The 26378-nt window shown below is 33.2% G+C and carries 16 protein-coding genes and 2 pseudogenes; 4 read left to right on the top strand and 14 right to left on the bottom strand.

What is annotated here, in order from left to right; all coding sequences use genetic code 11:
* Positions 1-919: 919 nt before the first annotated feature.
* Entirely contained in the window at positions 920-2755 is a 1836-nt protein-coding gene (gene sppA / locus RINTHH_RS00705; RefSeq protein ID WP_044304295.1) for a signal peptide peptidase SppA, read from the top strand.
* Between the two features lie 1464 nt (positions 2756-4219).
* Here sppA and RINTHH_RS00700 read toward each other — a convergent pair.
* The 6 genes from RINTHH_RS00700 to petB all read right to left on the bottom strand — a co-directional run bounded on the left by RINTHH_RS00700 (position 4220) and on the right by petB (position 11193).
* A complete protein-coding gene (locus tag RINTHH_RS00700) occupies positions 4220-5845 on the bottom strand; it encodes an alpha/beta hydrolase (protein ID WP_331270883.1) in 1626 nt (541 codons plus the stop codon).
* A gap of 1461 nt (positions 5846-7306) precedes the next feature.
* Positions 7307-7438 carry a hypothetical protein gene (locus tag RINTHH_RS11305; protein WP_008231631.1) on the bottom strand — a complete coding sequence of 44 codons (132 nt, stop codon included), beginning with the start codon at positions 7436-7438 and terminating at the stop codon, positions 7307-7309.
* Positions 7426-7632 (bottom strand): Tryptophan synthase beta chain, encoded by a 207-nt coding sequence (locus RINTHH_RS10060; RefSeq protein ID WP_008231629.1) that lies wholly within the window; start codon positions 7630-7632, stop codon positions 7426-7428. Before RINTHH_RS10060 ends, RINTHH_RS11305 begins: the two co-directional genes overlap by 13 nt.
* A 1453-nt stretch (positions 7633-9085) precedes the next feature.
* The gene (locus tag RINTHH_RS00690; protein WP_044304294.1) at positions 9086-9553 is read right to left on the bottom strand and encodes an ATP-binding protein; all 468 of its coding nucleotides are present in this window, start codon (positions 9551-9553) and stop codon (positions 9086-9088) included.
* A gap of 310 nt (positions 9554-9863) precedes the next feature.
* Positions 9864-10346, bottom strand: coding sequence for a cytochrome b6-f complex subunit IV (gene petD, locus RINTHH_RS00685; RefSeq protein ID WP_008231623.1), 483 nt, complete (start codon positions 10344-10346; stop codon positions 9864-9866).
* A gap of 199 nt (positions 10347-10545) precedes the next feature.
* On the bottom strand, positions 10546-11193 hold the full coding sequence (gene petB, locus RINTHH_RS00680; protein ID WP_008231622.1) for a cytochrome b6: 648 nt from the start codon (positions 11191-11193) through the stop codon (positions 10546-10548).
* A gap of 369 nt (positions 11194-11562) precedes the next feature.
* Here petB and ctpA point away from each other — a divergent pair, with 369 nt between their 5' ends.
* Positions 11563-12792, top strand: a complete 1230-nt coding sequence (gene ctpA, locus RINTHH_RS00675) for a carboxyl-terminal processing protease CtpA (RefSeq protein WP_008231621.1) — start codon at positions 11563-11565, stop codon at positions 12790-12792.
* A 906-nt stretch (positions 12793-13698) separates the two neighbouring features.
* Here ctpA and RINTHH_RS00670 read toward each other — a convergent pair.
* The gene (locus RINTHH_RS00670) at positions 13699-14385 is read right to left on the bottom strand and encodes an MBL fold metallo-hydrolase (protein ID WP_044304296.1); all 687 of its coding nucleotides are present in this window, start codon (positions 14383-14385) and stop codon (positions 13699-13701) included.
* Positions 14386-14580: 195 nt separating this feature from the next.
* Between RINTHH_RS00670 and RINTHH_RS00665 the strand changes: the two genes are divergently transcribed.
* A complete protein-coding gene (locus RINTHH_RS00665) occupies positions 14581-16059 on the top strand; it encodes a site-2 protease family protein (protein WP_008231619.1) in 1479 nt (492 codons plus the stop codon).
* Positions 16060-16280: 221 nt separating this feature from the next.
* On the opposite strand, the pseudogene RINTHH_RS11640 reads toward RINTHH_RS00665, so the two are convergent.
* The 5 genes and pseudogenes from RINTHH_RS11640 to purC all read right to left on the bottom strand — a co-directional run.
* Positions 16281-16420: pseudogene (locus RINTHH_RS11640) on the bottom strand (acyl-ACP--UDP-N-acetylglucosamine O-acyltransferase); the annotation flags it as partial.
* A gap of 248 nt (positions 16421-16668) precedes the next feature.
* The gene (gene fabZ / locus RINTHH_RS00660; RefSeq protein WP_008231618.1) at positions 16669-17163 is read right to left on the bottom strand and encodes a 3-hydroxyacyl-ACP dehydratase FabZ; all 495 of its coding nucleotides are present in this window, start codon (positions 17161-17163) and stop codon (positions 16669-16671) included.
* A 320-nt stretch (positions 17164-17483) separates the two neighbouring features.
* Positions 17484-18083 (bottom strand): annotated as a pseudogene (locus RINTHH_RS11430) (UDP-3-O-acyl-N-acetylglucosamine deacetylase).
* An 85-nt stretch (positions 18084-18168) separates the two neighbouring features.
* Entirely contained in the window at positions 18169-20520 is a 2352-nt protein-coding gene (locus tag RINTHH_RS00650) for a BamA/TamA family outer membrane protein (RefSeq protein WP_044304293.1), read from the bottom strand.
* Positions 20521-20629: 109 nt separating this feature from the next.
* Entirely contained in the window at positions 20630-21382 is a 753-nt protein-coding gene (purC, locus tag RINTHH_RS00645) for a phosphoribosylaminoimidazolesuccinocarboxamide synthase (RefSeq protein ID WP_008231614.1), read from the bottom strand.
* Between the two features lie 1597 nt (positions 21383-22979).
* On the opposite strand from purC, the gene pip reads away from it, so the two are divergent.
* On the top strand, positions 22980-23930 hold the full coding sequence (gene pip, locus RINTHH_RS00640; RefSeq protein ID WP_008231613.1) for a prolyl aminopeptidase: 951 nt from the start codon (positions 22980-22982) through the stop codon (positions 23928-23930).
* A gap of 550 nt (positions 23931-24480) precedes the next feature.
* Here pip and RINTHH_RS00635 read toward each other — a convergent pair.
* The gene (locus RINTHH_RS00635; RefSeq protein ID WP_008231611.1) at positions 24481-25530 is read right to left on the bottom strand and encodes an ABC transporter permease; all 1050 of its coding nucleotides are present in this window, start codon (positions 25528-25530) and stop codon (positions 24481-24483) included.
* Between the two features lie 89 nt (positions 25531-25619).
* Positions 25620-26141: an adenine phosphoribosyltransferase gene (locus tag RINTHH_RS00630; protein ID WP_044304291.1), complete on the bottom strand. Its 522-nt coding sequence runs from the start codon at positions 26139-26141 to the stop codon at positions 25620-25622.
* Positions 26142-26378 lie beyond the last annotated feature (237 nt).

Here is a 26378-nt window from a genome sequence, read left to right as displayed (position 1 = left end):
GTGCAGTTCAAATTCCTAGGTTTATTCCTAAAATAAATTTATGGATAATTTCCAGGTATCTATTCAGAGGTTATAACAATTAGTTATTAAGTATAATCTCAACTAACTTCTGAAAATTATTGATATATTTCAAGCAGATACTTTAATTTACATAAACCTTATAAAGGAATATATGTAGTTATAGGAAAGTAAAAATTATGATATTTCTCTTAACGAAATAAATAATCTATCTATAAGTTCAACTACCTATATTTATGATTTCTAAATAATTAGGTAACCAAAATGGAGATCACATAGTATATATTTTTTTAGCAATAAATTACAGCAATTGATATAAATATCATAGTGGTTGTATGCTAATTAAAGTTCTTATGCACAGACTGAATTTGCCAGTATTGGGTCAATTTTGCTGAAAGTTAAGTTGATTAATTTTGGAAAACTACATTGTAAATTAAATGAAATATAAGTAATACATTTGTACCAAGAAAAAAATTGTTAGGATATGTTATAGTTTTCTTCATAATGATATATGATGCTAAAAAAAACCTGTAATAACGTGCAGAAGTTTTAATTCTTGAATTAAGAAAAACAAAACTCTAGACTATCAATCATGAGTTAGAAAAGAATATTGTCACTGTTTGATTGTCAGCTACTACCAATTAGGAGATAAATATTTTTCCTAGTTAAAACGTTAGTATTGAATCTCAAATAATAAGAGTGATAATAATTTTATGATAATCAAAATGTTATGCGAAGTTCACTTTAGCTTGCTTATTTTAACAATTAATTTTGGGCATAAAGAGTGTATTGAGAAACTAAAAAAGTTTTAAAAAATGGAACAAATACATAAATGCTTTATCCAAAAAAATATATATATAGCTAACTTATCAATAGATTAATCTCAAATACAAAATTGAATATGGGTAATTTTTTCAAACAAATATTTGCCAACTTGATTGGTACTCTACTTGGACTGATGCTTTTTACAAGTGTAATTACTACAGGATTAGTCATACTGATTTTTGCTTTCACCATATCCCAGAGTACAAAGCTAGTAGTCAAAAATAATTCAGTACTAGTCTTTAATTTGTCCATGAAAATCACTGAAAGTAAGCCTAATAATAATCAACTCCTGAGAAAGATTATATATAATGATAATGAACCCCGCATGCCTCTCCGCAGTATTCTTACATCCATTGATAAAGCAAGCAAAGATAATAAAATAGTAGCGATTTATATCAATGGAAGTATAGCCAAAGGGGCAAATGAAGTAGGGTTTGCTACCCTCAAGGAAATCCGCCAAGCATTAAAAAAGTTTCGTAGTTCTGGTAAACAGGTCATTGCTTATGGTGTAAATTGGGGAGAAAAAGAATATTACTTAAGCTCTGTTGCTAATAAGATATTATTAAACCCTTTGGGAAAAGTGGAAATAAACGGTTTTGACTCCCAACCCATTTTTTTGGCTGGAGCACTCCAAAAGTATGGCGTTGGTGTACAAGTTTTACGGATGGGTAAGTTTAAGGGAGCAGTAGAAGCATTAATCCTTGAAAAATTAAGTCCAGAAAACCGTCAACAAACCCAAAAATTACTCAATGATATGTGGGGAGAATGGCTTACTACTGTTGGCAATAGTAGGAAAATTAGTCCCCAAAACCTCCAACTTATCGCAGATAATCAAGGTATATTACTTGCTGATAAGGCTAAAAATTATGGTTTTGTAGACCAGGTAGCATATTTTGACGAAGTGGTGAAAGACCTGAAAAAAATCACCAACAGTAAAAAAAATGAAAAAACTTTTACCCAAATTACCTTAGACAAATATTCTAATCTTACTCATGGTATTTCGCATGCCACCAAAAACTCTAAAAATAAAATTGCTGTTGTTTACGCGGAAGGAGAAATTGTTGATGGTGAGGGAAAATACAAACAAGTAGGTGGTGATTATTTTGCTAAAGTCTTCCGTAAAATCAGACAATGCAAAGATATTAAGGCAGTAGTCCTACGAATCAATAGCCCTGGTGGTAGTGCTACTGCATCGGAAATTATACAGCGCGAAGTTCATCTAACTCGTGAAGTTAAACCTGTGGTAGTGTCTATGGGGGATGTAGCTGCATCGGGTGGTTACTGGATTGCTGCAGATGCCAATCGTATTTTTGCAGAAGCATTTACCATAACAGGTTCCATTGGCGTCTTTGGTGTCTCATTCAATATTAAAGATCTAGGTAATAATAACGGTATTACTTGGGACTCCGTTAAAACGGGTAATTATGCTGATGCTGAAACTGTTTCGCGCCCCAAATCAGCTGAAGAGTTGAAACTATATCAACGCTCTATCAACCAAATTTATAGTTTTTTCTTAAATAAAGTTGCTAAAGGTCGTAATTTGCCCCTAGAAGAAGTTGGTAAAATTGCACAAGGTCGTGTTTGGTCTGGTATAGTTGCTAAGGAAATAGGCCTTGTTGATGAGATAGGTGGTTTGAATGCAGCAATTACTTATGCTGTAAAACAAGCTAAGCTAGGGAATAATTGGATAATACAAGAATATCCCCAGGTGGATAGTCTTAAAGAATGGTTATTTAGCAAGGCAGCACAAGAGACTACAAAGACCTTGGGTATTAGAGATAAATCCTTGCAAATACAGAACCCAATAATGGCAGAATTCCAAAAACTCCATAGGGAAGTAGCTATTTGGCAAGGAATGAATGACCCTAAGGGGGTTTATGCACGTTTACTTTTTAATATCCTAATTAAATAAATTCATATAAAAACCCCATCTTAATTCTGAAACAGCGGAAATCTAAAATATTCACACAATTTACTGTGCAGCAAATTCTGATGAAACAGATTTTTTGAAGACTTTTCGCTGAATATTACCTTCTGTAATATATCTATACTAATAGTCAAAATTAATTGAATTCAAATTTACTAATATATTTGCTTTTTATATTTGCTGTCTATGCTACATATACTAGGGTTAGAAGTTCTATCTTATGGTTAAAGGGAATTTACTCAAAGGCAATTATGGCTTGAAAAAATTACCAAAATCTATGGATAATTCGGGGTATTTAAGTAATATTTAGTTTTTTGTGAAATTAAATTTTAGTGGCTTTATAAGGAGCTGAGAATTTCCAAAAATTGTCGTGAGATTAAAATAATCCTGATGATTATGACTGAAAAATACTACATTTCAAATTGTTTTAACACTTATACTGAGTAAAGCCAAAATAAATGATTTTACTCCAATAATCTAGCCTGAAAAATTTCCAGAAGTATTAAATTAATCTAAGATAATTGTTAAAAACTTAGTAGTAATATTACAATTATAATTGAACTGTAACTTAGGATGTTTATTTAAAATATATTTATTAATATAAAGATAAAAAATATCCAAATCATTCTTAGTATTACTCATTTTTTAAGTAAAAATGAGTAATACTGAATTTGACTATAGTCAAAATATACTAAATTTTAATTCTTAATTTTTCAATAATATAATCTTGGGTTTGAGAGGTTTAAAGAATATAAATTTAAGCTAAAATAACATCACTTAATAATAATTAAAGCAGCAGCACTTAATTCAACTAAATCATAACTAGAATCAATCATTTTGATAAAGTTATTTAGAGAAAATACTTTCCCTAAGCTAGGAACAAGACTACAAAAATTTTGCCTGATTTTATAGTTATAATAATCAGCAATATCAGTTTAAGCTTTCAATGATAATCTAACACATTCAAGTCAGTGGTAAATATTTGATTGAGAGTTTTAGGTTTCATAATATGCTGAGATTATGAAATTTTATATTTTATCTTTTTCTTCATATCTATATGTTTTGTATTATCATATGTACACATTAAAGCGGCGGATTTACTTTCCAATAAGCTTTGCATTATTTGATAAATTTATAAAATAATCTTAACTACTATAAGTATCATAGTATGTTTTAGAAACCAGTAATTTATCCAATAATTTTATACAAATAAGTTCAAAACTTGAACATATCAAATATCTTATATTATTCAAAATAATTTTGGATAGCAAAGTTCACTTTCAGTAGATTTATATAATGCCGGTAGTTAGATGATAACTAGTAAGTTATTGGCTAAACTTTTAGAGAGAGACTTTGCTCTTTTTATAGATTGCTAGGATATGAATAATTATAGTACCTCCTAATAATTTTTTAAACTTTATTTCAAGTTATCCAGTACCCAATTTGTTCCTAATAACTATTCTTAGCCTTGTATTTCTGAACCAAATCTATATTTCCTAAGGATTTGACAATATTTAAACCCATAGGGTGCTGGGAAATAACTTTGGCATAACTAGCATTTAGGTATCGCTTATATTGAGATTTACCAACAGCATAGGTAGAAAAGAAAGGTATACTCAAGGATTTCATATAACTACGAGCTTGTTGTGGATTATCCCCCATTAATTGTGGGGGTGATTCTAGCGCATTACTAACTTGTTTTCCATTCCCAATAACAGAGAAGTGGGTTCCTCCAGCAATTAAAGCTAAATACTTTTGACGTTTGTTAATTAGAGCAAATGGAAGAATTTGTTCATATAGTGCTGGCGCAACTGTATCATCACTACTAGCAACTAACATTACTGGAACCTGAACTTGACTCAAACCAGATGTCCCAAATACAGAGCTGGTAATAGGGTTAACTGCAATTACCGCTTTAACCCTTTGATCACGCAAATCTTGTATGCGATTTATCTCTTCTACCTTGATAGCACGACACTGTAATAACAAAGAAAGGTTCAGGGTTTGCTTAACTATTTGGGGTTGACAATCTTTTTGGAGACGAATGTAGTCTACTTTTGCTCCTGCTAGAACTAAAGCTGTATAACCACCAAAAGATTGACCAAATACCCCCACCTGCTCTAAATTTAAGCGATTGTTCAGATTGGGATAAGATTCTAAGCAATCAAGAATAAACTTGATATCTAAGGGATGGTCATAAAATTCATTGCGTTTATTAACTTCTTCTGTACGTCTATTGAAAAGTTCCTGCCATTCTTTACTATTACTACCAGGGTGATTAGGAACAATAACAGCAAAACCGTGAGATGCAAGATGGGAAGCTAAATAACGGAAGTTGCTACTATCTGAACCTAAACCATGGGAAATTACTATTACTGGTGCTTTATTTTTAGTTTCTGGTATATATACATCTGTTACCAGAACCCTTTTACGGGATAGATCTAGTAATCTTAGTGGTGGGATTTTTTGCCATTTCCACTTTCCAGAGCGACGCAAATTGGAAATTTTGATATTGTTTCTGTGAAAAAATGGGAGGCCAGCAGCTTCTACCTCAGACTGTTGAGATACTGTAGCAATTGCTTGATTCGTTTGCCGAACTATTTCCTTTAGCTCAGAAGCTATACCTAATGTCCTGGCCAAATCAATATAAATGCTTACAGTAGGATATTTCCGCAATACATTTAACAGGGTTAAGCCCCCTGGTTCTTGTGATGCTAAAATTAGCGCTGATCGTAAAGCATAAAACCCTGGTTTTTGTTTTTTGGGTCTTGTTTTTATTACCTCTCCCAACCGACGTAATAATAATTCTCCTTGCTGTGTATAAAGAAATTGTGAAACAGCTGCCGGATGCACCTTAATTGGACTAGTTAAAACCCGGTGTAAATCCTTAATTTGCTCTGGTTGAAGATATTGCTGATAAATAGATAAATCTCGATCAATTTCACCTTTTTGAGCAAATCTTTCTAGTGCTGTTACCGGAATTGATAATTTTAGTGCTGAGTAAAATGCATAAATTCTTTCTGCTGAACCGGCAGACTCACTCATCCCTAGAGTTGGTATTAGTATTGACAGCAAAAATGGTAGCGAACACCTTTTAAGGACGCTATTCTCATTACCAAACAAACTTTTCATCGTTTAACTGGTTCAATGACTTTGTTTCAGGAGGTATGCATTTTAGTATTTATGCAAATACCCTGGTAAATTTACCTGCTTGAGATACCTCAATATTTAGTGATTTTGTGAGTATTTTTTACTCTTGGTTTAGATTTCATAAAAGCTAATACAATCACAATAGGTAATTTTTATTCCTAATAAGTAATAGCTCTTACTTTAAAAATCTCCAAATAAAATGTTGGCAGGTAGATTATATATACTTACTAGAAATAACAGGTAAGTATCATCAACATAATATTTTCCATATTATATTTAACATTGAATTTTGCTTAGATTAAAGCTCTAATCAAATAGATATAACTACAATAAAATAATAACAAATTAAATAATAAATATGCCTCAGTATTCATAATATTATGATAGGAAATAGATAAATCTCTATTCCTTTTTACAGTAATTATGCGCAAAACTATTATCCACAATTTATTTTACTTGTAAAAATTACTACGTAATCAGCAAAGCTTCTACTAATTTTATCAGGAATTATGTTGGAATTTTGTTACCAATTTTGCTTATAGGATTTTATTTTATGCTGATATAAAACAAGGATAACTTATTATGTCAAGGGCTGATTTTATTCAATATTGTTCAAGAGCCTCAATTTTATTTATGATGGATTTATTAAGATACTGTCAAGATTAACCTAGATAAAAGTGTTATCAAAAATTAAATATGATTAAATACAATATTATTTTTTATTTTTTGATGTTAGATAAATTTGAGACCTTTTAGACTTCTACGTAAAGATTATGAATCATCTAAAGTTTTTAAGTTCTAAAAGAAACAAAACTAATTTAAATTTTAGTGCTATTATGTATGCATTATTGCTACATTTTCATAGTTATAAAACTTTTTGTATTAATTTATTCCTGGGTTTACCCTGCCCCTATGTATAATAATTATTACCAATAGACGAAAAGTAGAAGTTAAATAATGAAAATGAATAGGTGAAAGGTTAAATACTTATCTCTCCTTCTATTTTTACTGTTATTAATTTTTTGGAGAGTATAACCATATCTGGATCTCTTCTTTTCCCCTCAGTTTAGATTTAATGCTTTAGTTGCCATTTGCACATCATTCTTACCTTGCTCAGAACTGTCAATCACAATGTGGAGATTTTCTTGGAGGTGTGGACATCAAATTTCCAAATCAACGACCGCATAAGATGTTTATAAGGCAGGAATAATCCTTTCCAACTGGTATAGCCTCTGAAAGGCTTTTAATTCCTCAAAGTCTGTAACACTTTAATATTCTGCTCTCACTGATACTTTTAAGTAGCTCATGGTGCTGTGAACTACTCCAACACATCCTTTTATCAAGGTAGGAGCATGCTCTTCTTTAGCTATCTCTTTTCTTCCAGCTTCAAAACCAGTTAGTCTTACAGAAGAGTAATTGATAAACTCGTTGAATATTCCCAATTATTGCATTGGAAACATCCCCTACACAAATCCCAATTGTATTGGGTGAACTACCCCATTCCTCTATAGTCTGCATGCGAGTTTCCTGTTCAAAATTATTGCACGAAAATTTCTGACCATCATGGGGTAGATATGAGGACTAGTTACAAAGCCAAGAATATAGTGGGTTGATTCCACATTTATTACCCAATCACGGATAGTTTGAGAAGTAGCCTCTTTGATAGTTTCAGTACTAATGATTAATAATACAGGATATATTTCTGCTTCCATTAGGTACATTCTAAAAACATTTAAAGCTTAGCATTTCATATCATTGATACCCATATAGATAATACACTCCAAACCAAATTGAGTACATACCGTTGCTGTTGCAACTCCATGCTTTCCAGCCCTAATTTCTGCAATATTACATTAATAATTTTAAAACTAAGAGGATGTTTATAGGAAAAAATAGATAGGATACAGATTCATTAAAATACTTATATTCTATATGCAGAAATACAATTTTTATTCCTAGTTTTATGAGTTACGATCTAAACAGAATGAGAATAAGATTTATATTAGCTATGAATAGTCTTAACTGTCTTTTTACCTTATGATACAACTACTTCCAAGTACAGCCAATTTTCAGCAGAGTTAGTTTTACTAAAACCATTTGTCAGGTGTCTATATAGGTTGAATTAATGTAGCTTTTGTATACTTAAATTATTCCCATCCAAATTGTAAAAGATGACAGTACAACAATCATCATCAGACAAAACCTCGGCACCATAAATTTTTACCCCCAAGCCAGCAATTCCAAAACCCTCTTAATAAGTTATGATATAGGCATCCACCAGACAGCAATATTCAATTAATTCTGAACTGAGTATAAAACCAATCAATATAAGGTTATCACTAACTAATCCTGGATTCTCAGTAGTTTATGCCAACCTTGTTTATTTATCTGCCATGCCAGCAAATAAATATTTTAATTCTAGAAAAATCTGGGCAATTTTTAATTAGTAACTTAACTTATATGGCTGGATATATATTCTTTGAATATGTATCCAGCCATATAAAACCTAGCAACGGTGAATTCATAACTTTCTCCATTGACTCAGAAGAGTTTAATATAACCTAGGATTTTTTGCTGGATTGAGGTAATCACCATCAACTACTAATAGTAATGTCCTGAACTTCCCTTGATATTATAAATAATTGAGAGGGAATGAATGTAATACATGTATTGTATTCATATTAATTAACAGATTGATATATTAAGCCAATTTGGCTGAAAATAGATACAAATAATTAACAAACTATGAAATGATTACAATCAACAAATATAAAAATATAGACCTATTATTTTGTATTTATAAATACTAATAACTATAAATAAAAATCATTGTTCCTAATTTATTAACTGTTGATTTTAATTAGTCATTTATTCTAAAATATAGATAGGCTACAAAAATATTTTATTAAATTAATTTACTGAAAATATTCTTATAAAACCTGTACTTTGTGTATATTACCACTAATTTATAAAAATCTTAATAAAGAAGAAACTATATTATGAATAATCTAAATGAACTGCGATTCTTAATATTTTATTTTCAAGCAATAATTACGTTTTAGTAGTTTTATTTATACCATGAAATCTAAATACTTCAACCAGACTAAGATGTTATTAGATTTATTGAGTATATCCCTACATACTAGTACTATAAACTTCAAAAATTTACTTGTCTTCTTGCTCTGGAGGAGAAAGATACTTCAGAATCAGTAGACAATTACGCCTAGGTTCCGAATTCTCCCTAACATCACTATCAACACATTCATATGCAACTCTATCGGACAATCGACGTAGAAGAAACCATCCATAACCTCCTGCTTGGAGCGTGCCAGGCTTTGGCTCTGAAATCATATCTGGATTAAACGGTTTTCCTCGATCCCATATTCTAATTTCTAAGCGACTAGCCCATAGACTTACTTCAATGTCAATAGTGGTTTCTGGAGGTAAATCATGGTGGGCATGACGAACAGCATTAGTAAAACCTTCTGCCAAGGCTAAGCTAAGGTGATCAACTTGAGCTTCTGACCATCCACACTGATATAAATTTTGGGAACAAAATAGCTCAAACCAATTTTGAACTTGGTTGAGAAGTTTTAATTCACTCCTTATTGTTATATGGTCTTTCTGATACATACTAAGTAGTAACCTTCGCCGTAATAAACACAAAGGTATTAGAACAATCAAATTAACAGTCAAAAATAACTTTATTTTCAACTTGCCAGGAATATTAACAACCCAAATTTATCATATAAGGGAATTTTTATTTGCATTCTTTATCATCGTATTCCTCAATTATAAAAGTAAACACCTGCAAATTTTCTGTAGAAGATGATTACCACTTTTTTCAGAAATTTACAGGTGTTATACTCATTAATTCCTGCTTGAGATTTTAAGAGTGGCAAAGTAACAATTGCATTCACTCATATGCAAGGTTGCTATTTATTTAGAATAGGCCTAGGGTCAAAGACTTATCTAGTGGTAATACAGCACCAATTCCTAGCCATATAGTTACCAGAGTTCCAAATAGGAAAACTGTTGTAGCCACTGGACGACGGAAAGGGTTTTGGAATTTATTAACACTCTCAATGAAAGGGACTAAAATTAATCCCACAGGCACAGAGCTCATTAATAAAACCCCTAAGAGTTTATTAGGAACTGAACGCAAAATCTGGAATACTGGGTACAAGTACCACTCAGGTAAGATTTCTAGAGGTGTAGCAAAAGGATTGGCAGGCTCGCCAGTCATTGCTGGATCTAACACAGCTAAAGCTACTAAACAAGTAAAGGTTCCCATAATACAAACTGGGAAAATGTATAGTAGATCATTAGGCCAAGCAAGTTCGCCATAGTAATTATGACCCATACCTTTTGCTAATTTGGCCCTTAGTGCTGGGTCGCTAAGATCAGGTTTTTTCAGTATTGACATTTTTTTGATTTATTCTCCTGCTTCAATTGAGTTAAAGCATTTACCCTAGCTATTAACTTTCATTTAGCCTCCTACATAGAGGAGATTTACAATTTCAGGCAGTTTGCAACTTTTATTTTTCGTCTGTATATAAGTCTAAAACAAGCCTGAAATTATTAATATTCCCGTGAAAGCTATTTTAATAGTTAATAACCATTAATTACAAAGGACCAGAAATTCCCTGCTTACGAATCATTAGGAAGTGGAATAACATGAATACTGCAATTAACCAGGGTAATACGAAGGTGTGGGCACTATAGTAGCGAGTTAGGGTACCTTGTCCTACACTGGCACCACCACGTAACAACTCAGAAATTGTAGTGCCAACAATTGGAATTGCCTCAGGTACACCACTAACAATTTTCACAGCCCAGTAACCAACTTGGTCCCAGGGAAGAGAATAGCCAGTTACACCAAAGGAAACAGTAATTACAGCCATAATTACACCACTAATCCAAGTTAACTCTCTAGGCTTTTTAAAGCCACCAGTAAGATAAACCCGGAAAACATGCAAAATCATCATCAACACCATCATGCTGGCAGACCAACGATGGATTGAGCGAATCAACCAACCGAAGTTAACTTCGTTCATGATGTACTGTACAGATGCATAGGCTTCTACCACAGTAGGCCGATAGTAGAAGGTCATTGCAAACCCAGTGGCAAACTGGATAAGAAAACAGGTTAAGGTAATTCCGCCTAAACAGTAGAAAATATTGACATGGGGAGGGACGTACTTGCTGGTGATATCTTCAGCTATAGCTTCTATCTCCAAGCGCTCTTCAAACCAGTCATAAACGTTTGCCATACAACTAAAAGTTCCTAGAATTCAATTAGTATTGATCAATCTCTCCACTAGCTATTTGGGTATTTTAGCGAGGAGAATTTCACTCTTTCGTTATTTGTTTGCTTCAGAGTGATGTAAGCTTAAACTAACTTAACACTCTTTTAATGGGAGATGTATTGCGTTTTTCTTGTGTCTCAAAATGTTCAATAGTAGACACAAGTTAGATTTTATCTTCTGATAAGCAAGGTATATTGTTACCAAGAAGTTGAACTTAATGGTTTTCCAATGCATCACTTCTACAAAAAAAGTAACATAGTCAAGAGAGTCATTTCATCCTCAGTAATTTAACCACACCTCTTTTTTCAATTAGGTTTAAAAATAAAAATAAACATGGAGTTTATGCACAAACGGATTTTTAAGTTGGGATTACTGCTATTTTTAACAGCCTGGATGAGTTTTTGCAGTTTTTCTCAACCTATAATGGCTTTAACAGAAGAACAGCAATTAATTTCACAAGTATGGCGAATTGTTAATAGGACTTATGTGGATGAGACGTTCAATCACCAAAACTGGCATTCTTTACTAGTCAAAACATTAAAGCAGCAACTTCCAGATCGGAAAGCAGCCTATGCAGTAATTCAAAATATGCTTAAAACCTTGGATGATCCGTTTACTCGCTTTTTAGACCCCGAACAATATCGTAGTTTACAAGTTAATACCTCTGGGGAATTAACAGGGATTGGTTTGCAGATTGCCTTGAATCCAAAAACGGGAAAGCTGGAAGTAATTTCCACTATTACAGGCTCTCCAGCAGAAAAAGCTGGCTTAAGACCATACGACCGTATTATAGAAATTGGGGGAGTTCCTATAGAAGAGTTTACTCTAGATGAAGCTGCGAATAGAATGCGGGGTCCTATAGGCAGTTTGGTTACTTTATTAGTTGAAAGAGATGAAGAAGAGCATAAAAAGGTGATAATAGTTCGTGATCACATAACTCTCAATCCAGTTATTGAACAATTAAAATCTTCTCCACAAGGATTACCCATTGGTTATTTACGCCTTACACAATTTAATGCTAATGCTGCCAAGGATTTAACCAAAGCAATTGCTAATTTAGGTAAGAAAGGTGCTGCTGGCTATATTCTAGATTTGCGTAATAACCCTGGTGGTTTACTACAATCAAGCGTTGAAGTTGCTCGTCTATGGTTAAATTTTGGTACAATCGTTTATACAACTAATCGCCGGGGTATTTTAGATAGTTTTGAGTCTTTTGGAACTGTTGTAACTCAAGATCCCTTAGTAGTCCTCGTAAATGAAGGAACAGCAAGTGCTAGTGAAATTCTTGCTGGAGCACTGCAAGATAATGGTCGTGCTCAACTAGTAGGAGAAACTACTTTTGGCAAGGGTTTAGTCCAATCCTTATTTGAGTTACGTGATGGTTCTGGTTTGGCAGTCACTACTGCCAAGTATGAAACCCCAAAACATCATAATATTAACAAGCTTGGAATTAAACCAGATAAACTCGTTCATCAGGCAGCACTGCAAAACAATCAGATTGCAACATCAGAGGATCTTCAGTATGAGGCTGCATTGGAATTATTAAAAAAACTTATGTTGTAGTGGTTAGATCTGAATAAATAAGGCTGAGTTTAATAAACTAGAAACTATTTTATAAAACAATGAATTAGTGATAATTATTACCATCAATATATTTGCCAGTCATAAAAATCCTTTGTAATAACTTACTCATTATTACCAAAGTCAAACCCTATCATTTTTAAAAATCATCAAATAAAAATGCTGTTCCTTTAGGAGTTAATTAAATTTTTACGAAATTAAGCAAACCCATGAAAAACATTATTCCATAACCATTTTGAATATTATAAAAGGTAATATCTTGCCTTTATGATTGAGTTTAAATAAATTGGTACATGACCAAAGTATTCAAGAAGTCTTACAAATATCAAACTAACTATTTATACCAATTTTTGCTCAGTGGTATTGTAGATATATTAAATTAGTCTCAAGTCAATTTTTATTGATATACATAAGTAAAAGTTGAGAATTAAAAGTATTATTATTTACATTTTAGGCAGTAGATTATATGTTATCTATTGTATTTATGCACTGTGTGTTAACACTTAAAGTATGCATATATATGCATACCGATGTTTTTTAGTATATTGGTATTCTACTAGTAGAGTCTTGATTTCTTATCTAATATAGATAGACTTATATAAACAAGAAAATATGGTCATTAATAGTACTGAATTATCTTACCCCGATGCTTAAATATCATCATCTAAATTTACAAAATTTAAGTATGTAAGAGTAAACAGATTAGAACAATGGTTTTTAAAATTTCCATTTAGTAAAAACCAACAGATAGATTTTATATGTATTTATATATTCATTTAGACCTATATATAAAATATATGAATCTAGGATAATTTACACATAGTATTTTCCATATCCCTCTCTGATAAGTAAATAAGTTGAATTATTTCTGAGGTCAAACACCAATTTTTACAATAGGGGTTGAGTTATAAACAAGTTATGTAGATCTAATTTAGATAGTTGCTCATAAGCATTACCTATTATCCCTCGATCTCGGAGAAAAGCAGTATTTGCACCAGGTAAAATGTACTGGAGATTTTCTGGGGAAAACTTTTCTAACAAGAAACGAATATTGTGGATTTGTCTCTCCCAGTGAAATGTCTTGGCTGTGCGCAAGGGTACTGGGATTCCTTGCTTATTAGGAAGTATATGACGACCTGAAAAGAGCATACCTCCTTTATAGTTGTAGTAAAGACAAGATGAGCCAGGAGAATACCCAGATGTCCAAATTAATTCTATAGTTGGAGTTAGTTGCAATTTTTCCCTGAAAGTTTTCACATTAGCTTCTGGTAATAAATAAGCTTCTTGTTCTTGAATAAGAATTTCACAATTAATAGCTGATTGAATGGCTTTTGCCTTACTAATTGCTCCTCGGTGGGTAATGAATAAGTAGTCTATTCCTCCATGAGAACAGAAAAAATCTTGATTTGTACTTTCCCACACAGGACAATCAATCAGAATATTAGCTCCGTTACTCATAATAAAGTAAGATGTTCCTCCCAATGTATCTCGATTTGGAGGAAAAACAAAAATTTTGGGAAATAAAGTCTTTGGTAACTTAATTTTATGACTGGTTTCTGAGTTAATAGAGTACATGAGAAAAGACGAAATTGGATTAATGATGGACAATAGAATTACATTGTGAAACAACTGAATAATTTCAGCTATAGATTTACCCCCCACGTTAATCATTATATTTATGATGATTAAGTTAAAAGGTCTTTTACTTGTGTTGAATGTTGTAATCCTTATATTACAAGACCGAATATTGATCCATAAAATTTAGAGAAAATGCAACCTTTTTGGCTTATTATTCTGGGAATACTTACTTACTTCATAGTGCGCCGCAGTTTAGCAGGTGTGAATTGGCCACCTGTTTGGCTTTTATGGTTGGTACTAATGATGCCAGTGTTTATATGGAGTTTGTGGACAGCAAAACATGGTTATAAACCACCCCTAATAGTAGTGATATCTACCCTGGCAGTAAGTTGTATTATCTACTGGTTATTATTTCGATGGGGACAGCATAAATCCAAAAACAAAGACCCAAATATACTTGATAAACCAGAAGTCCAATCAATTATTAATCCTGCATTAAGATCATTACCATTATCATCTTCTTTGCAAGAGGATGAAGAACGAAAATTACGCAGTTGCTTTTCTTTTTCTGTATATTTTTTACAAAATATTGAATATTTACCCCAGGCTATAGTTTGTCAGGGTCAGTTAAAGACTAACTCTAGCAAAGCATATCAGCATATTAAACATAATATTGACAGTCAATTCAATGATCGCTTTATACTTATTTTTCAAGAGGGTTTTAATGGTAAACCATTATTTATATTGATTCCTAATTCCAAAGTTAATAAGAAATCGAATGCTTCCAAAGAACAATTAACCAGACCGGGCTTAGCTTTAGTTTTACTAGGTACTACTTTTATAACGACAACTGGAATAGGGGCAAAAATTGCCGGTTTGGAAATGGAAACATTGACGGCAAATCCTCAAGAATTACTTCAAGGTTTACCCTATGCTTTGGGCTTAATGAGTATTTTGGGAATTCATGAGTTGGGACATTATTTTGCTGCTCGCTTGTATAAAATGCGTACTACTCTACCTTATTTTATACCTATACCTGTTTTCCTGGGAACTCTTGGGGCATTCATTCAGATGCGTAGTCTCATCCCTAATCGTAAAGCCTTATTTGATATTAGTATTGCTGGCCCCATTGCTGGGTTTATATTAACTTTACCTTTGTTACTTTGGGGATTAGCTCATTCCCAAGTTGTTCCTCTACCGGAAGAACCAAAAGGCTTTCTAGATCCCAATGCTCTCAATCCTAAGTACTCGTTTTTACTGGCAATAGCTGCAAAATTAGTCCTAGGAAATAAACTAACTGCCCAATCTGCAATCGATCTACATCCATTAGGTATAGCTGCCTGTTTGGGATTAATTGTGACAGCCTTAAATCTCATTCCCATGGGACAGCTAGATGGGGGTCATATTGTTCATGCTATGTTTGGTCAGAAAAGCGCAATGTTTATTAGCCAAGTTTCTCGTCTACTATGCTTATTACTATCTTTAGTACAACCCGGAGTATTTCTCTGGGCAATTATTCTCTTTTTTATGCCTCTAATAGATGAACCTGCTCTAAATGATGTGACAGAGCTGGACAACAAGCGGGATACCCTCGGACTTGTCATGATAGCTTTATTAATTAGCATTCTCTTACCAATTCCAAAAACAATCGCTAATTTCTTGCAAATCTAAATGAAAGGTATTAGTCAATTCTATTGATCTCTTTAATTACCGCCCAAATGAATTGGGAATAATACTTTGTACCTTAAAACCAATATGCAGACAATATGTATTGCCTAAATCTATTAAAACAAAATACTGCTACAAACATATTTAGAACATAACTATAGTTATATAGCTCAGTACAAGCTGCTATTCGCAGCACCAGGATAGAACTGTTTTTTTCAATTTCTAATAGGCCCTTCTAATACGACATGGGTACCAATGGTAGTTTTAGGCCAACTTCAACATGTCCCCCAATTACAGCATATGCCCTAACCTGCTTCACTGTAAGATATAATTCAGCGTTGGGATTAATTACTAGCGTTGGGATTAATTAGCGTCTTCAAAATTTCATCTCCAGAAAATTCTTGAGTGCTATATATTTAATCATTTTTTAATCTTAATAGCTGGCAAAGCAATTAATTTGTGAGAAAGGCAAAGAATAAGTAGAATTATCCAGGGCTTTTATAGCTTGTTATCCAAACTAACTTTTTCTTGTTATCCAAACTAACTTTTTTATTTTTAAATTCAGTAAAGGGCCATTAATATTATGCCCTTACGTTGTTTGTTGGTAAGCATTTAATTAATTAGCGAAAACATTAGTTCTCCTTGAGCAGCTAATTGACTATCAACTTCAGCTTTACCTAACATTTTGCCAAAACGGCGTTGCTTGACACACAAGAGTTCCACAGTCATAACTAATTGATCTCCAGGAATAACTTGGCGACGGAATCGGACTTTATCCATACCTGCAAATACAAATAATCCTCCTTCCACTCCTGGCATTTGAGTTAATACAACCCCTCCAACCTGTGCCATAGCTTCTATAATTAGAACACCAGGCATCAATGGACGGTCAGGAAAATGACCTTGGAAATGGGGTTCATTAAGTGTGACATTTTTAATCCCAACTGCCTTCTCCCCTGGTGTATAGTCAACAATACGATCCACAAGTGAAAATGGATATCTATGTGGTAGTAGTGCTTGAATTTCTTGGGAGGTGAAGGTATTTTTCAGCTCAACAGGGTTAGATGTGGAAGTCTTGATTATATGTTCTTGGGTGGGGGTTGACATTGGCGCTATGATTTATTTTTGTTGTAATTTTGGGCCGCAGTGTGTACTATCCTTTGAGGACTATCAAGAAACTAATTGGGGCAATTAATTACTTTTGTTCCGTAGGGAAAGTAAATAACAATTAGGAATAGAAAAAGAGGAGTGAAGCTCTGACTGAATCTAGACCCCAACATGAGACTTATGAGTAGGAGCAATTATTATAAATATAACCCCTTAACCTTTTCTATCTAAAATCCAATTCCAAATTTCAAATTGGTATTAGCAGCTCTCATGCTGATTTTGAATTTGAGGCTGTTATGACTAATAATGATTTACCGTAATCACCTTAATATCTTCTGAGTGAATTGAATATGTAAATTATGACTGGCTTTGTATGCCAAGAAGTGGGCACATGTAAAAGTCCCTAATAGACTTAAATCTTCTAAAAAACCCAGGATTTTGTGATGTAATAGTCTATTCACAAACCTCAATGTGAGATTCAATTAACCCTAGGGGCTAAAAACTAGCAAATTTTTCACACTGCCACCTTTAATCAACCCTACTCTCTGGAGTTATTCAATTTGATGGAGAAGACAAAAGGTACGTGCGGGTGCAATATTCGTTTCAGGTTTAATATGAGCAACTTCCATATCCGCGCCTAGACTCCAACTATACCACTGATTGCTAATTGCAGTAGGGCTGCAAGTAAATGTTCTACCGTGGGTATACTGGATTCTCCATAACCCAATTGAGTAGAAAGTATGAGTATGGTTTATAGATATTACTTGGGCAAGAATAATTGGATTTTCTGGTAAATCTACACAGACAAAGTGATGATTACTTCCTGTTGGTGCAGGTAGTATGCGTAATTGGGTATGCAAGCCAGTATATAATTCCACTCCTGAACGAGTTATTTCCTTGGCTAAGATGTTTGGTTGCATATTCAATAGGTGAGAGAAGTAAAAGAGTTAGGGAGAAATAGAGAGATGCTCAAATCCCTAATAATAAACCTAGAAATCGAAAGTTTTAGAACCTTTCTCCAATGCCGAAATTGATACGATTGTTTCCAGTATCATTAAAACTACAGTCAACACGAATTGGGCCCAGAGGAGATTGTACTCTTACACCAACACCATAACCAAACCCTGTACCATTCTTATTAAGCATTTCAGCAGCTTTCGTAGTATTACCCAAATCCGTACCAAAATCTGCAAATAAAACACCAGTAATTACGGGAAAAATGGGAAACCGGTATTCCATAGAGGCTTGTAGATAACTGCGTCCACTACTTAACTCTCCTTCTTCATAACCACGTACCGAGTTGCTACCACCAAGAGTAAATGCCTCGTATGTTGGTAAATCTCCTAAAATAGCTCCTCCTTGGAGATTGAATGCCAAGGTTTCCACGTTCCCTTTTATGAAGTTGGTAAAATCTATGGGTATATATTGGCTATAACTGCCTTGAAATCTGGTTAGGGAAATATCACCTTTGCCAATAGGAATTGATTTATCTAAACTTAAACGGAAAAATGAGCCCTTAGTGGGTTGTAATGAATTATTACGGAGATCACGAGAAGCACCTAATCTTACCAGAAACAAATCATCCTGACCATCTCCTGATTTGCTCAAATCTAATAATTCGTTTGCTGTACCTTCAACTCTACCTTGTTCTATTAAATTTCCGTCTGCATCCTGAATGGAAACTCGTTGATATTGTAATTTGGCAGAAGCTATCCATTCCGAACGTTTATAAGGATTACCAGATAAAGGACGAGTAAAGTTCACACCACCACCCAAACGTACAACCCTCGGGCGATCACCACTATCGTTCATATTATTGGGATTAATGGTTTTAATATCCTTATCGTCTGGACCATCAAATACCAAAGAAATTGAACTTCTACGAGAAGCATTTACTGTATAAGAAGTCCGGCTAGGATCCCCGTTAATCCAAGGATCTGTAAATCGCACATCAAAAAGTAGCTCCCTTTGCCCTGCTTGCAATTCAGTTCCTAGTTCTTGGTCCCTACCATTAAGGTTTTGTTCTTGGTAGCTTAAGGTTCCAAATAAGCCACTAGCAGAGCTAATACCTGCACCTGCAGCAATTGAACCACTTCTACGTTCCACGATCTTCAATACTACATTTACTTTTCTGGTATCATCACCAGGATCTAGGGAAATACTAACATCTTCAAACAAACCCAAGCGAAATAATCGTTGTAAATCTTTTTGTACAATATTACGGTTAAATACCTGTCCTGATTTAAGTTCCAATTCACGTTTAATTACGTATTCCTGGGTACGTCCTTTAATGGTTTTACCCTTATCATCAGTTTCTTGTCCTTCTTTATTTCGGAAACGAATGATAATACTTTCCACAACTCCTTCTGCAATTTCGATCGTAACTACACCATTTTCAGAAACCTTGGGTAAACCAACTACTTGAGCCAATACATAACCATTAGCCCGATAATGCCTGGTTAATTCATTTAAACCCTCTTGAAAGTTTTGCAGATTAAGTATTTTTCCGTACTGGGATTGAAATATTTCACTTATTACTTCTGGCTTTAATACTGAAGAAACTCTTGTACCAGTATGTGTCTCTATTTTGACTGTACTTAGAACTGGGTTCGTTCGAACCTCAAAGGTAATCTGCACACCGAGAGGAGTATCTTCTGGTATAGCTTGCACTTCTGAGAAAAAACCAGTGGCAAAAATGGCGTTAATATCTTCCTGTAGTTGTGAGCGAGTGGTAGTTATACCAGGTTTTGTGCGGATTTCACTATAAACCCGTTTTTCCAGGTCTTGTGCAAGTTTGCCATTAGTTGATTTAACAAGCACCTCTGCAACCAAGACCCTGGTTTCTGGCTCCTGAGTATTTTCTTGAGGGGTTTTTGAATTATTCGGTATGTTAGGTTTAGTTGTTTGCTTATTAGCCAGATTGATTTGAGTTTGTTGATTGTTAGGAACAATTGAAATTGATTGGAAATTTAAAGTTTTTCTAGCATAGGTATGATTTTGGAACTTTTTCTCTTGAAAAGGTATGTCTGATAGGTCATCATATTTTTTCTGAACTATTTTTTTAAATTTTGGAGGTATTACTAAACCTGATTTACTTTGGAAAAAGAACTTGCTTGAAATATTTTCACTTATTTTATTTTGGCTAGTAACTTTAAGACGATTAATAGGAAACGCCAATTTAGAGACTGTTATTTTTATAACCCGGTTTAATGGTTTGTTGAATAGTCGATTTGAATTATTATTGCTTAGTATTCTTCCTATTTTAATATCATTTTTTGGCGCTTGGGGATTTTCCGCTAAGGAGGCACCTAATGGGATTATTGCTACAACTGTAGCTAGCACAGGAGATAAGCGCATTTTATTTATATTCCTCTTCAGATTCAGATCTATACACCACCACAAATTATTGTGCTCTCATATGTCAATAAAATGAAAAAGCATGATCTTCTTTTCTTTAATGCAATCATTAATTCCAGTTGTTCCTCTGATGTGGAATTGCATTTAATATTCTATGTAGTACCTCTTTATATGCATCTTCGATCTTGCCTAGGTCTTTACGAAAACGATCTTTATCCATAACACGGTTATTCTGATCAGTTTCTGCATTATTCCATAAACGACAAGTATCGGGGCTGATTTCATCTGCAAGCAAAATTTGTTGTTGAGAATCCAAGCCAAATTCCAGTTTAAGATCTACAAGAATAATTCCACATTGCAGAAAAAATGCCTGAAGTAATTTGTTAATTTGCAATGCTAAATTGTTAATTATATCAACTTGTTCTATAGTTGCTAGTTGCATTAGGTTTAGGCGATCAAGTGTGAGTAGAGGATCACCCAATTGATCATTTTTATAATAGAATTCTACTAATGGTTCCAGTAATACCTTTCCTAAGGATAAACTTGTTTGTTGACAAAGACTACCTGCGGCAATGTTCCTAACAACTACTTCTATGGGTAATATTTTTAATGCCTTGACACGCATTTGATTAGGTGCCGGGCTATCTATGAAGTGAGTTTTTATACCATTTTCTGCAAGGAGTTGAAATAATTTGCTGGAAATAATACAGTTAATCCTACCTTTGTCAATAATACTGCCTTTTTTTTGAGCATTAAAGGCTGTAGCATCATCTTTAAAGTTTGCGAGGAGAACTGCTGGCTCATCTGTATGATAAAAGATTTTGGCTTTGCCTTCGTATAACTTTTGGGAACTAGCAGACATAGTAGAGAGTCAAATGGTAATATTTAGCTTGTCATAATTTAGCCTTATAATAAATTAAGGTTTGTTGTAAGGCTAGACTAGCTCAATTATTTTATACTTTTTGGTTGTTGAATATAGTCAGATTCTGTTTTGTTGTAGTGTTTACTCTCTAAAGTTTATAATAGATTAAGGATAAACTCACCTTCTCAAGTAGGGTAATTACTCCATTAAGCAATAAGAAAATAAATTCCTAACTACTTTTTTACATTAAAGAGTGCTATGTTTAACAGCACTCTTTAATATTACTCTTCATTATTTAACTTTTATATTTTTACCTTTAATTATTTTAAATTGAGAGAACATCAATTATTTTTATATTAGTTACTACTAGAGTAGTACACTATAATTATCTCCTTTGCTGTAATATGCGTTAATACCCTGTATGGGATATTGCATTATCATTTCCCTATACTCGACTTTAACTATCTTTTAATGGATTAAACTTCTGGAGTAGTATTTATCAGACAAGGGGGTAAAATTACTTAACCCCTTGTCTACTTTTGATTTACTTATATAATAGTCTTTTTCAACTATAGAAAGAAAGCGGTACTTAAAACTTTTAGGTATATCTTTTCTATTCTTATTTACTTGTATATCAGTATTTTTTTAGCAAATATAATTGCATGCTAGATAACAAGTACTTTGCTAAGTAGTAGTTGAAATGATATGAATAATATTATTTTTGCCCATTTTTAGCATAATGCTGCACTAAAGCAGAAAGTGCTAAAGACCACCTTCTTAAGGATATGTGGCTCTCTTAGGAGTAACTGGTAGGACTTAAAGGCAAAGGCATAAAATGACCATTGATTTGGGACCATAAATATAACTAAGCCATTATATCAATAGTTTGCTTAAAAATTTATTTGCCTTGAAAACTAAGTATTTAATTATGAAAAGCATATATTAGCTTGTGTTAAAAATTATATAATCCCAATTATTATTTAATATATCCTAATTATTCAATTTTTCTAAGCTGTAATCAAACAACCAGATATGTAAAATACTAAAGGGGAAATATTGAAACTAAATACATAACTATGATAACTTGTAATATTATAAAATTCATTGAAAATTATTAATTTACTATTATAACTCGAAGCTATTTTAATGAGGCTAAGTTATGTTATATGTTTCAATTGAATAATCAATAATCATGAAATAAAAATATTCATAATATGTTCATATTGTGAATATTTTTATTTGCACAATATTTTTAATAAAATTAGGCTTATCTAATTCAAATAATTTATAATTAAATTTAAATATTCAGCGCTATATAATATCAATTACCTTGTCTAATTGACTGACATTTATTTAGATGATATTCGTGGCATTTAATATGCTTTCATAAACTTAATATGCTAATTTATGAATGTATTTTACTTTCAGGTTTAGAGTATGAGTAATTTTCAAAACTACTTGCCAACACTCCTTAATTGACTAAATTTGAGGTATAAGGGGTGCAAACACTATACCAAATTGTTTTACTCAGTCATAAGCAAAATTACTGTGTTCTTGCTTTATAAAATTATTAGATATTATGAGTTAGAAAATCCCTATGCGCAAACTTTATCCATACAGAGAAGCCTATAATCAAGGTCAAATCAAAGTATCCGATCTGCACACTATTCATTTTGAGGAATCAGGTAACCCTAAAGGGAAACCTATATTATTCCTTCATGGTGGACCTGGTAGTAGTTGCTCACCTGTTTACCGTCAATATTTCCATCCTGATAAGTGGCGTTTAGTTATGTTCGATCAGCGCGGTTGCGGCAAGAGTTTACCTAACGCTGAATTACGTGAGAATACTACATGGGATTTGGTTAGTGATATTGAGAAACTACGATCACACTTGGGAATAGATCAATGGGCTGTTTTTGGTGGTAGCTGGGGAAGTACCCTATCCTTGGCTTACAGTCAAACACATCCCAAAAATTGCACTGGGTTAATTTTACGAGGGATCTTCTTATTACGACAGAAAGAACTTAAATGGTTTTATCAGGAAGGAGCAAGTAATATTTTTCCTGATGCTTGGGAAGATTATCTTAAACCTATACCTGTTGAGGAAAGACAGGATCTCTTAAGTGCATATTATAAAAGATTGACAAGTAATAATAAATCTATACAGATAGAAGCAGCTCGTGCTTGGGTCGTTTGGGAAGCTAGAACCAGCAAATTATTTCCTGATATAACTTTAAGCCAAAGATTTAGTGTGGAAGAATTTGTTAGAGCTTTTGCCAGAATTGAGTGTCATTATTTTGTAAACAAAGGATTTTTTAAACAAGAAGATTTATTAATTAAAAATGTGGACAGAATTAGTCACATACCTGCTGTTATCGTTCAGGGAAGGTATGATATGGTTTGCCCTATGGTGTCGGCTTGGGAGTTGCACCAGGCTTGGCCAGAAGCAGAATTAATTGTGGTTCCTGATGCAGGGCATTCTATGAGCGAGCCGGGAATTATGAGCAATCTAATTGAGACAACAGATAAATTTGCAAACCTGTATTGAAAAATATGATGAATAAATTCTCCTAATAACAGTTGATTACTAATAAATAATGTTTACTTTTATATCCTTTAAGTTTGCTTGAAAATCTTGATACTCTGGTTAGTTGGAAAAGGCATCATATAGAAACTATGTCGATTATTTGACCATGAATAACATAGATAAAATAAATATGCAAAATGATCTGGTATCTTCTTGAAAAATATTCGAAGTAGTTTAGAAAAAAGTCTGAGTTAAAGCTCAAATTCTACAACCTTAATATTTTGTAAATTTGGTTTTATATTTATAACAAGGTAAATTATGATAATCTAATATCAGTAACAATGAAATGTTCATAAAAATTATCAAATTGGCTACTATAAACATTATTTATCCTAACCCAATTTATCCTAACCTATTGATTATTTTCTATCAAAAAGCTCTCTTGATATAAGAGGATTATAGTTTCTATGAAGTAAGCCAGTAAAATTTAGGAGTGCTTACTCCTAAAACGAACTTTTCATAAGTATATAAGTAGAGAAATTAGGTACATAATTCTATTTAATCTTGGTTATTAATTCAGATTTTCAAAGCGAATGCGAGGATCTGCAACTTTGAGTAATATATCAGCGATTAAGTTACCTAGGACTAACAGCACAGAACCTACTACCAAACTTGCCATTAGTAAATATAAATCTTGTGCCTGTACAGCCTGCAAAGTCAACCTACCCAAACCAGGCCAATTAAAGAAAAATTCTGCAGTAAAAGCACCACTCAATAAACTAGCTAACTCAAAGCCCAACAAAGTGATTAGGGGATTAATAGCATTACGTAAAGCATGGACATAAATCACCTTATTCTCTGGTAATCCTTTTGCTCGGGCAGTTTGAATATAATCTTGACGTAATACGTCCAGTAACTCGCCACGAGTAATTCTTTGTAAACTGGCAAAACTGGTAATACTTAAAGCTAAAGTGGGTAAAATCATGTGCCAGCTAATATCCAAAATTTTACCAAACCAAGATAAATCAGTGTGATTGATGCTAGTCATACCACCAACAGGAAATAAGGGAGTAGTAATTTGGGCAAAAATCAATAATAATAAGGCAGTGATAAAACTAGGAAAACCTTGCCCTATATAACTTATAATCCGTAAACAACGGTCAGTTAAATTATTTTGTTTTACTGCAGCAATAATGCCTAAAGGAATGGCAATAGCCCAAGTTAAAAATAAAGATGAAAAAGCCAATAGTAAAGTTGCTGAAACCCTTTCACTAATAAGCAAAGAAACGGAGCGCTGATAGATAAAACTAGTACCAAAATCTCCCTTGGTAAAAATTTGCCATAACCACAGAAAATACTGTTCTGCCCAAGACCGATTTAAACCAAATTGTTCCTTTAACTCTTCAATTCTTTCCGGGGAAATTTTGGGATTTTGTTTTAGGGTATCCACATAATCTCCAGGTGCAAGTTGAATAATAATGAATGATAGTATTGATGCCAATAATAAAGTTAATATAGCCTGGCATATTCTCTTAATAATATATGAACCAGTCTCGCTAGTTAGTAGCTTTAAAAACGTTTCCTGAAAATTTTCATCGGATTTGCTAGGTATTTTATTCATAAAACCGAACAATTTTAAATTGTATTTTAAAAAGAAATTAGAAAAGTAAAAAAATGTGGGGAAGGAAAATTATATCCTTCCCCTATCGTTCACAAATATTCTACAAGAGTTATAATTGGAACATTTGGTAAGTTTTTACGACCTTGAAAATTTTGTAGCTCTATAATAAACCCAAAACCAACTACATCACAGCCAGATTTTTTCACCAACCTGGCAGTTGCATTTGCAGTTCCTCCAGTAGCAATCAAATCGTCCACAATTAATACTTTACTTCCAGGGTGTAAGGCATCTTGATGTATTTCCAAACAATCAGTACCATACTCTAATTCGTACTCAATGCAATAGACGGCTGATGGTAACTTGCCAGGTTTACGTACAGGAATAAATCCTGCTCCCATTTGATAAGCCAAAGGAGGGCCAAATATAAACCCACGTGATTCCATGCCCACAATATAATCAGCATTAATACCCGCATGAAAAAATTTTTGGGTGAAGGAGTCAATAGCATGTTTTAACCCATCTGGGTCTCGCAACAAAGTAGTGATATCACGGAACACGATACCAGGTTTAGGAAAATCTGGTACATCACGAATCAAAGACTTTAAATCCATAAGCAGGAGGTGAATTCTAGTAGTACTAACTACTGACACTTACCAATCCAAATTATTAATTCTGGATAAATTTTTGGTATACACCTGAGAAATCCTACACCATATTATCGCTGCATTGAAAATAAAATGGTGGGGAATACTTAAAGGTAAGCTGCAATTATTATAGATATTAGGATAGTTTATTCTTAAGTGAAGTGGGTGATTATCAATAATCCCCCAGGCTTATTTTTAAGGTAA

This window comes from Richelia intracellularis HH01 (assembly GCF_000350105.1).
In the GTDB taxonomy this organism is placed as follows: Bacteria; Cyanobacteriota; Cyanobacteriia; order Cyanobacteriales; family Nostocaceae; genus Richelia; species Richelia intracellularis.
The sequence above is the reverse complement of the archived record's forward strand: the minus strand, read 5'-3'. Positions and strand labels throughout refer to the sequence as shown.

Bases quoted from the DNA above. Each gene is read 5' to 3' on its own strand.
- RINTHH_RS10060 (WP_008231629.1), bottom strand. From the start codon at position 7,632: ATGGAAGCAGAAATATATCCTGTATTATTAATCATTAGTACTGAAACT.
- RINTHH_RS00690 (WP_044304294.1), bottom strand. From the start codon at position 9,553: ATGTATCAGAAAGACCATATAACAATAAGGAGTGAATTAAAACTTCTC.
- ctpA (WP_008231621.1), top strand. From the start codon at position 11,563: ATGGAGTTTATGCACAAACGGATTTTTAAGTTGGGATTACTGCTATTT.
- sppA (WP_044304295.1), top strand. From the start codon at position 920: ATGGGTAATTTTTTCAAACAAATATTTGCCAACTTGATTGGTACTCTA.
- RINTHH_RS00670 (WP_044304296.1), bottom strand. From the start codon at position 14,385: ATGTACTCTATTAACTCAGAAACCAGTCATAAAATTAAGTTACCAAAG.
- RINTHH_RS00650 (WP_044304293.1), bottom strand. From the start codon at position 20,520: ATGCGCTTATCTCCTGTGCTAGCTACAGTTGTAGCAATAATCCCATTA.
- petB (WP_008231622.1), bottom strand. From the start codon at position 11,193: ATGGCAAACGTTTATGACTGGTTTGAAGAGCGCTTGGAGATAGAAGCT.
- fabZ (WP_008231618.1), bottom strand. From the start codon at position 17,163: ATGTCAACCCCCACCCAAGAACATATAATCAAGACTTCCACATCTAAC.
- RINTHH_RS00630 (WP_044304291.1), bottom strand. From the start codon at position 26,141: ATGGATTTAAAGTCTTTGATTCGTGATGTACCAGATTTTCCTAAACCT.
- RINTHH_RS00665 (WP_008231619.1), top strand. From the start codon at position 14,581: ATGCAACCTTTTTGGCTTATTATTCTGGGAATACTTACTTACTTCATA.
- petD (WP_008231623.1), bottom strand. From the start codon at position 10,346: ATGTCAATACTGAAAAAACCTGATCTTAGCGACCCAGCACTAAGGGCC.
- RINTHH_RS00635 (WP_008231611.1), bottom strand. From the start codon at position 25,530: ATGAATAAAATACCTAGCAAATCCGATGAAAATTTTCAGGAAACGTTT.
- pip (WP_008231613.1), top strand. From the start codon at position 22,980: ATGCGCAAACTTTATCCATACAGAGAAGCCTATAATCAAGGTCAAATC.
- RINTHH_RS11305 (WP_008231631.1), bottom strand. From the start codon at position 7,438: ATGCAGACTATAGAGGAATGGGGTAGTTCACCCAATACAATTGGGATT.
- purC (WP_008231614.1), bottom strand. From the start codon at position 21,382: ATGTCTGCTAGTTCCCAAAAGTTATACGAAGGCAAAGCCAAAATCTTT.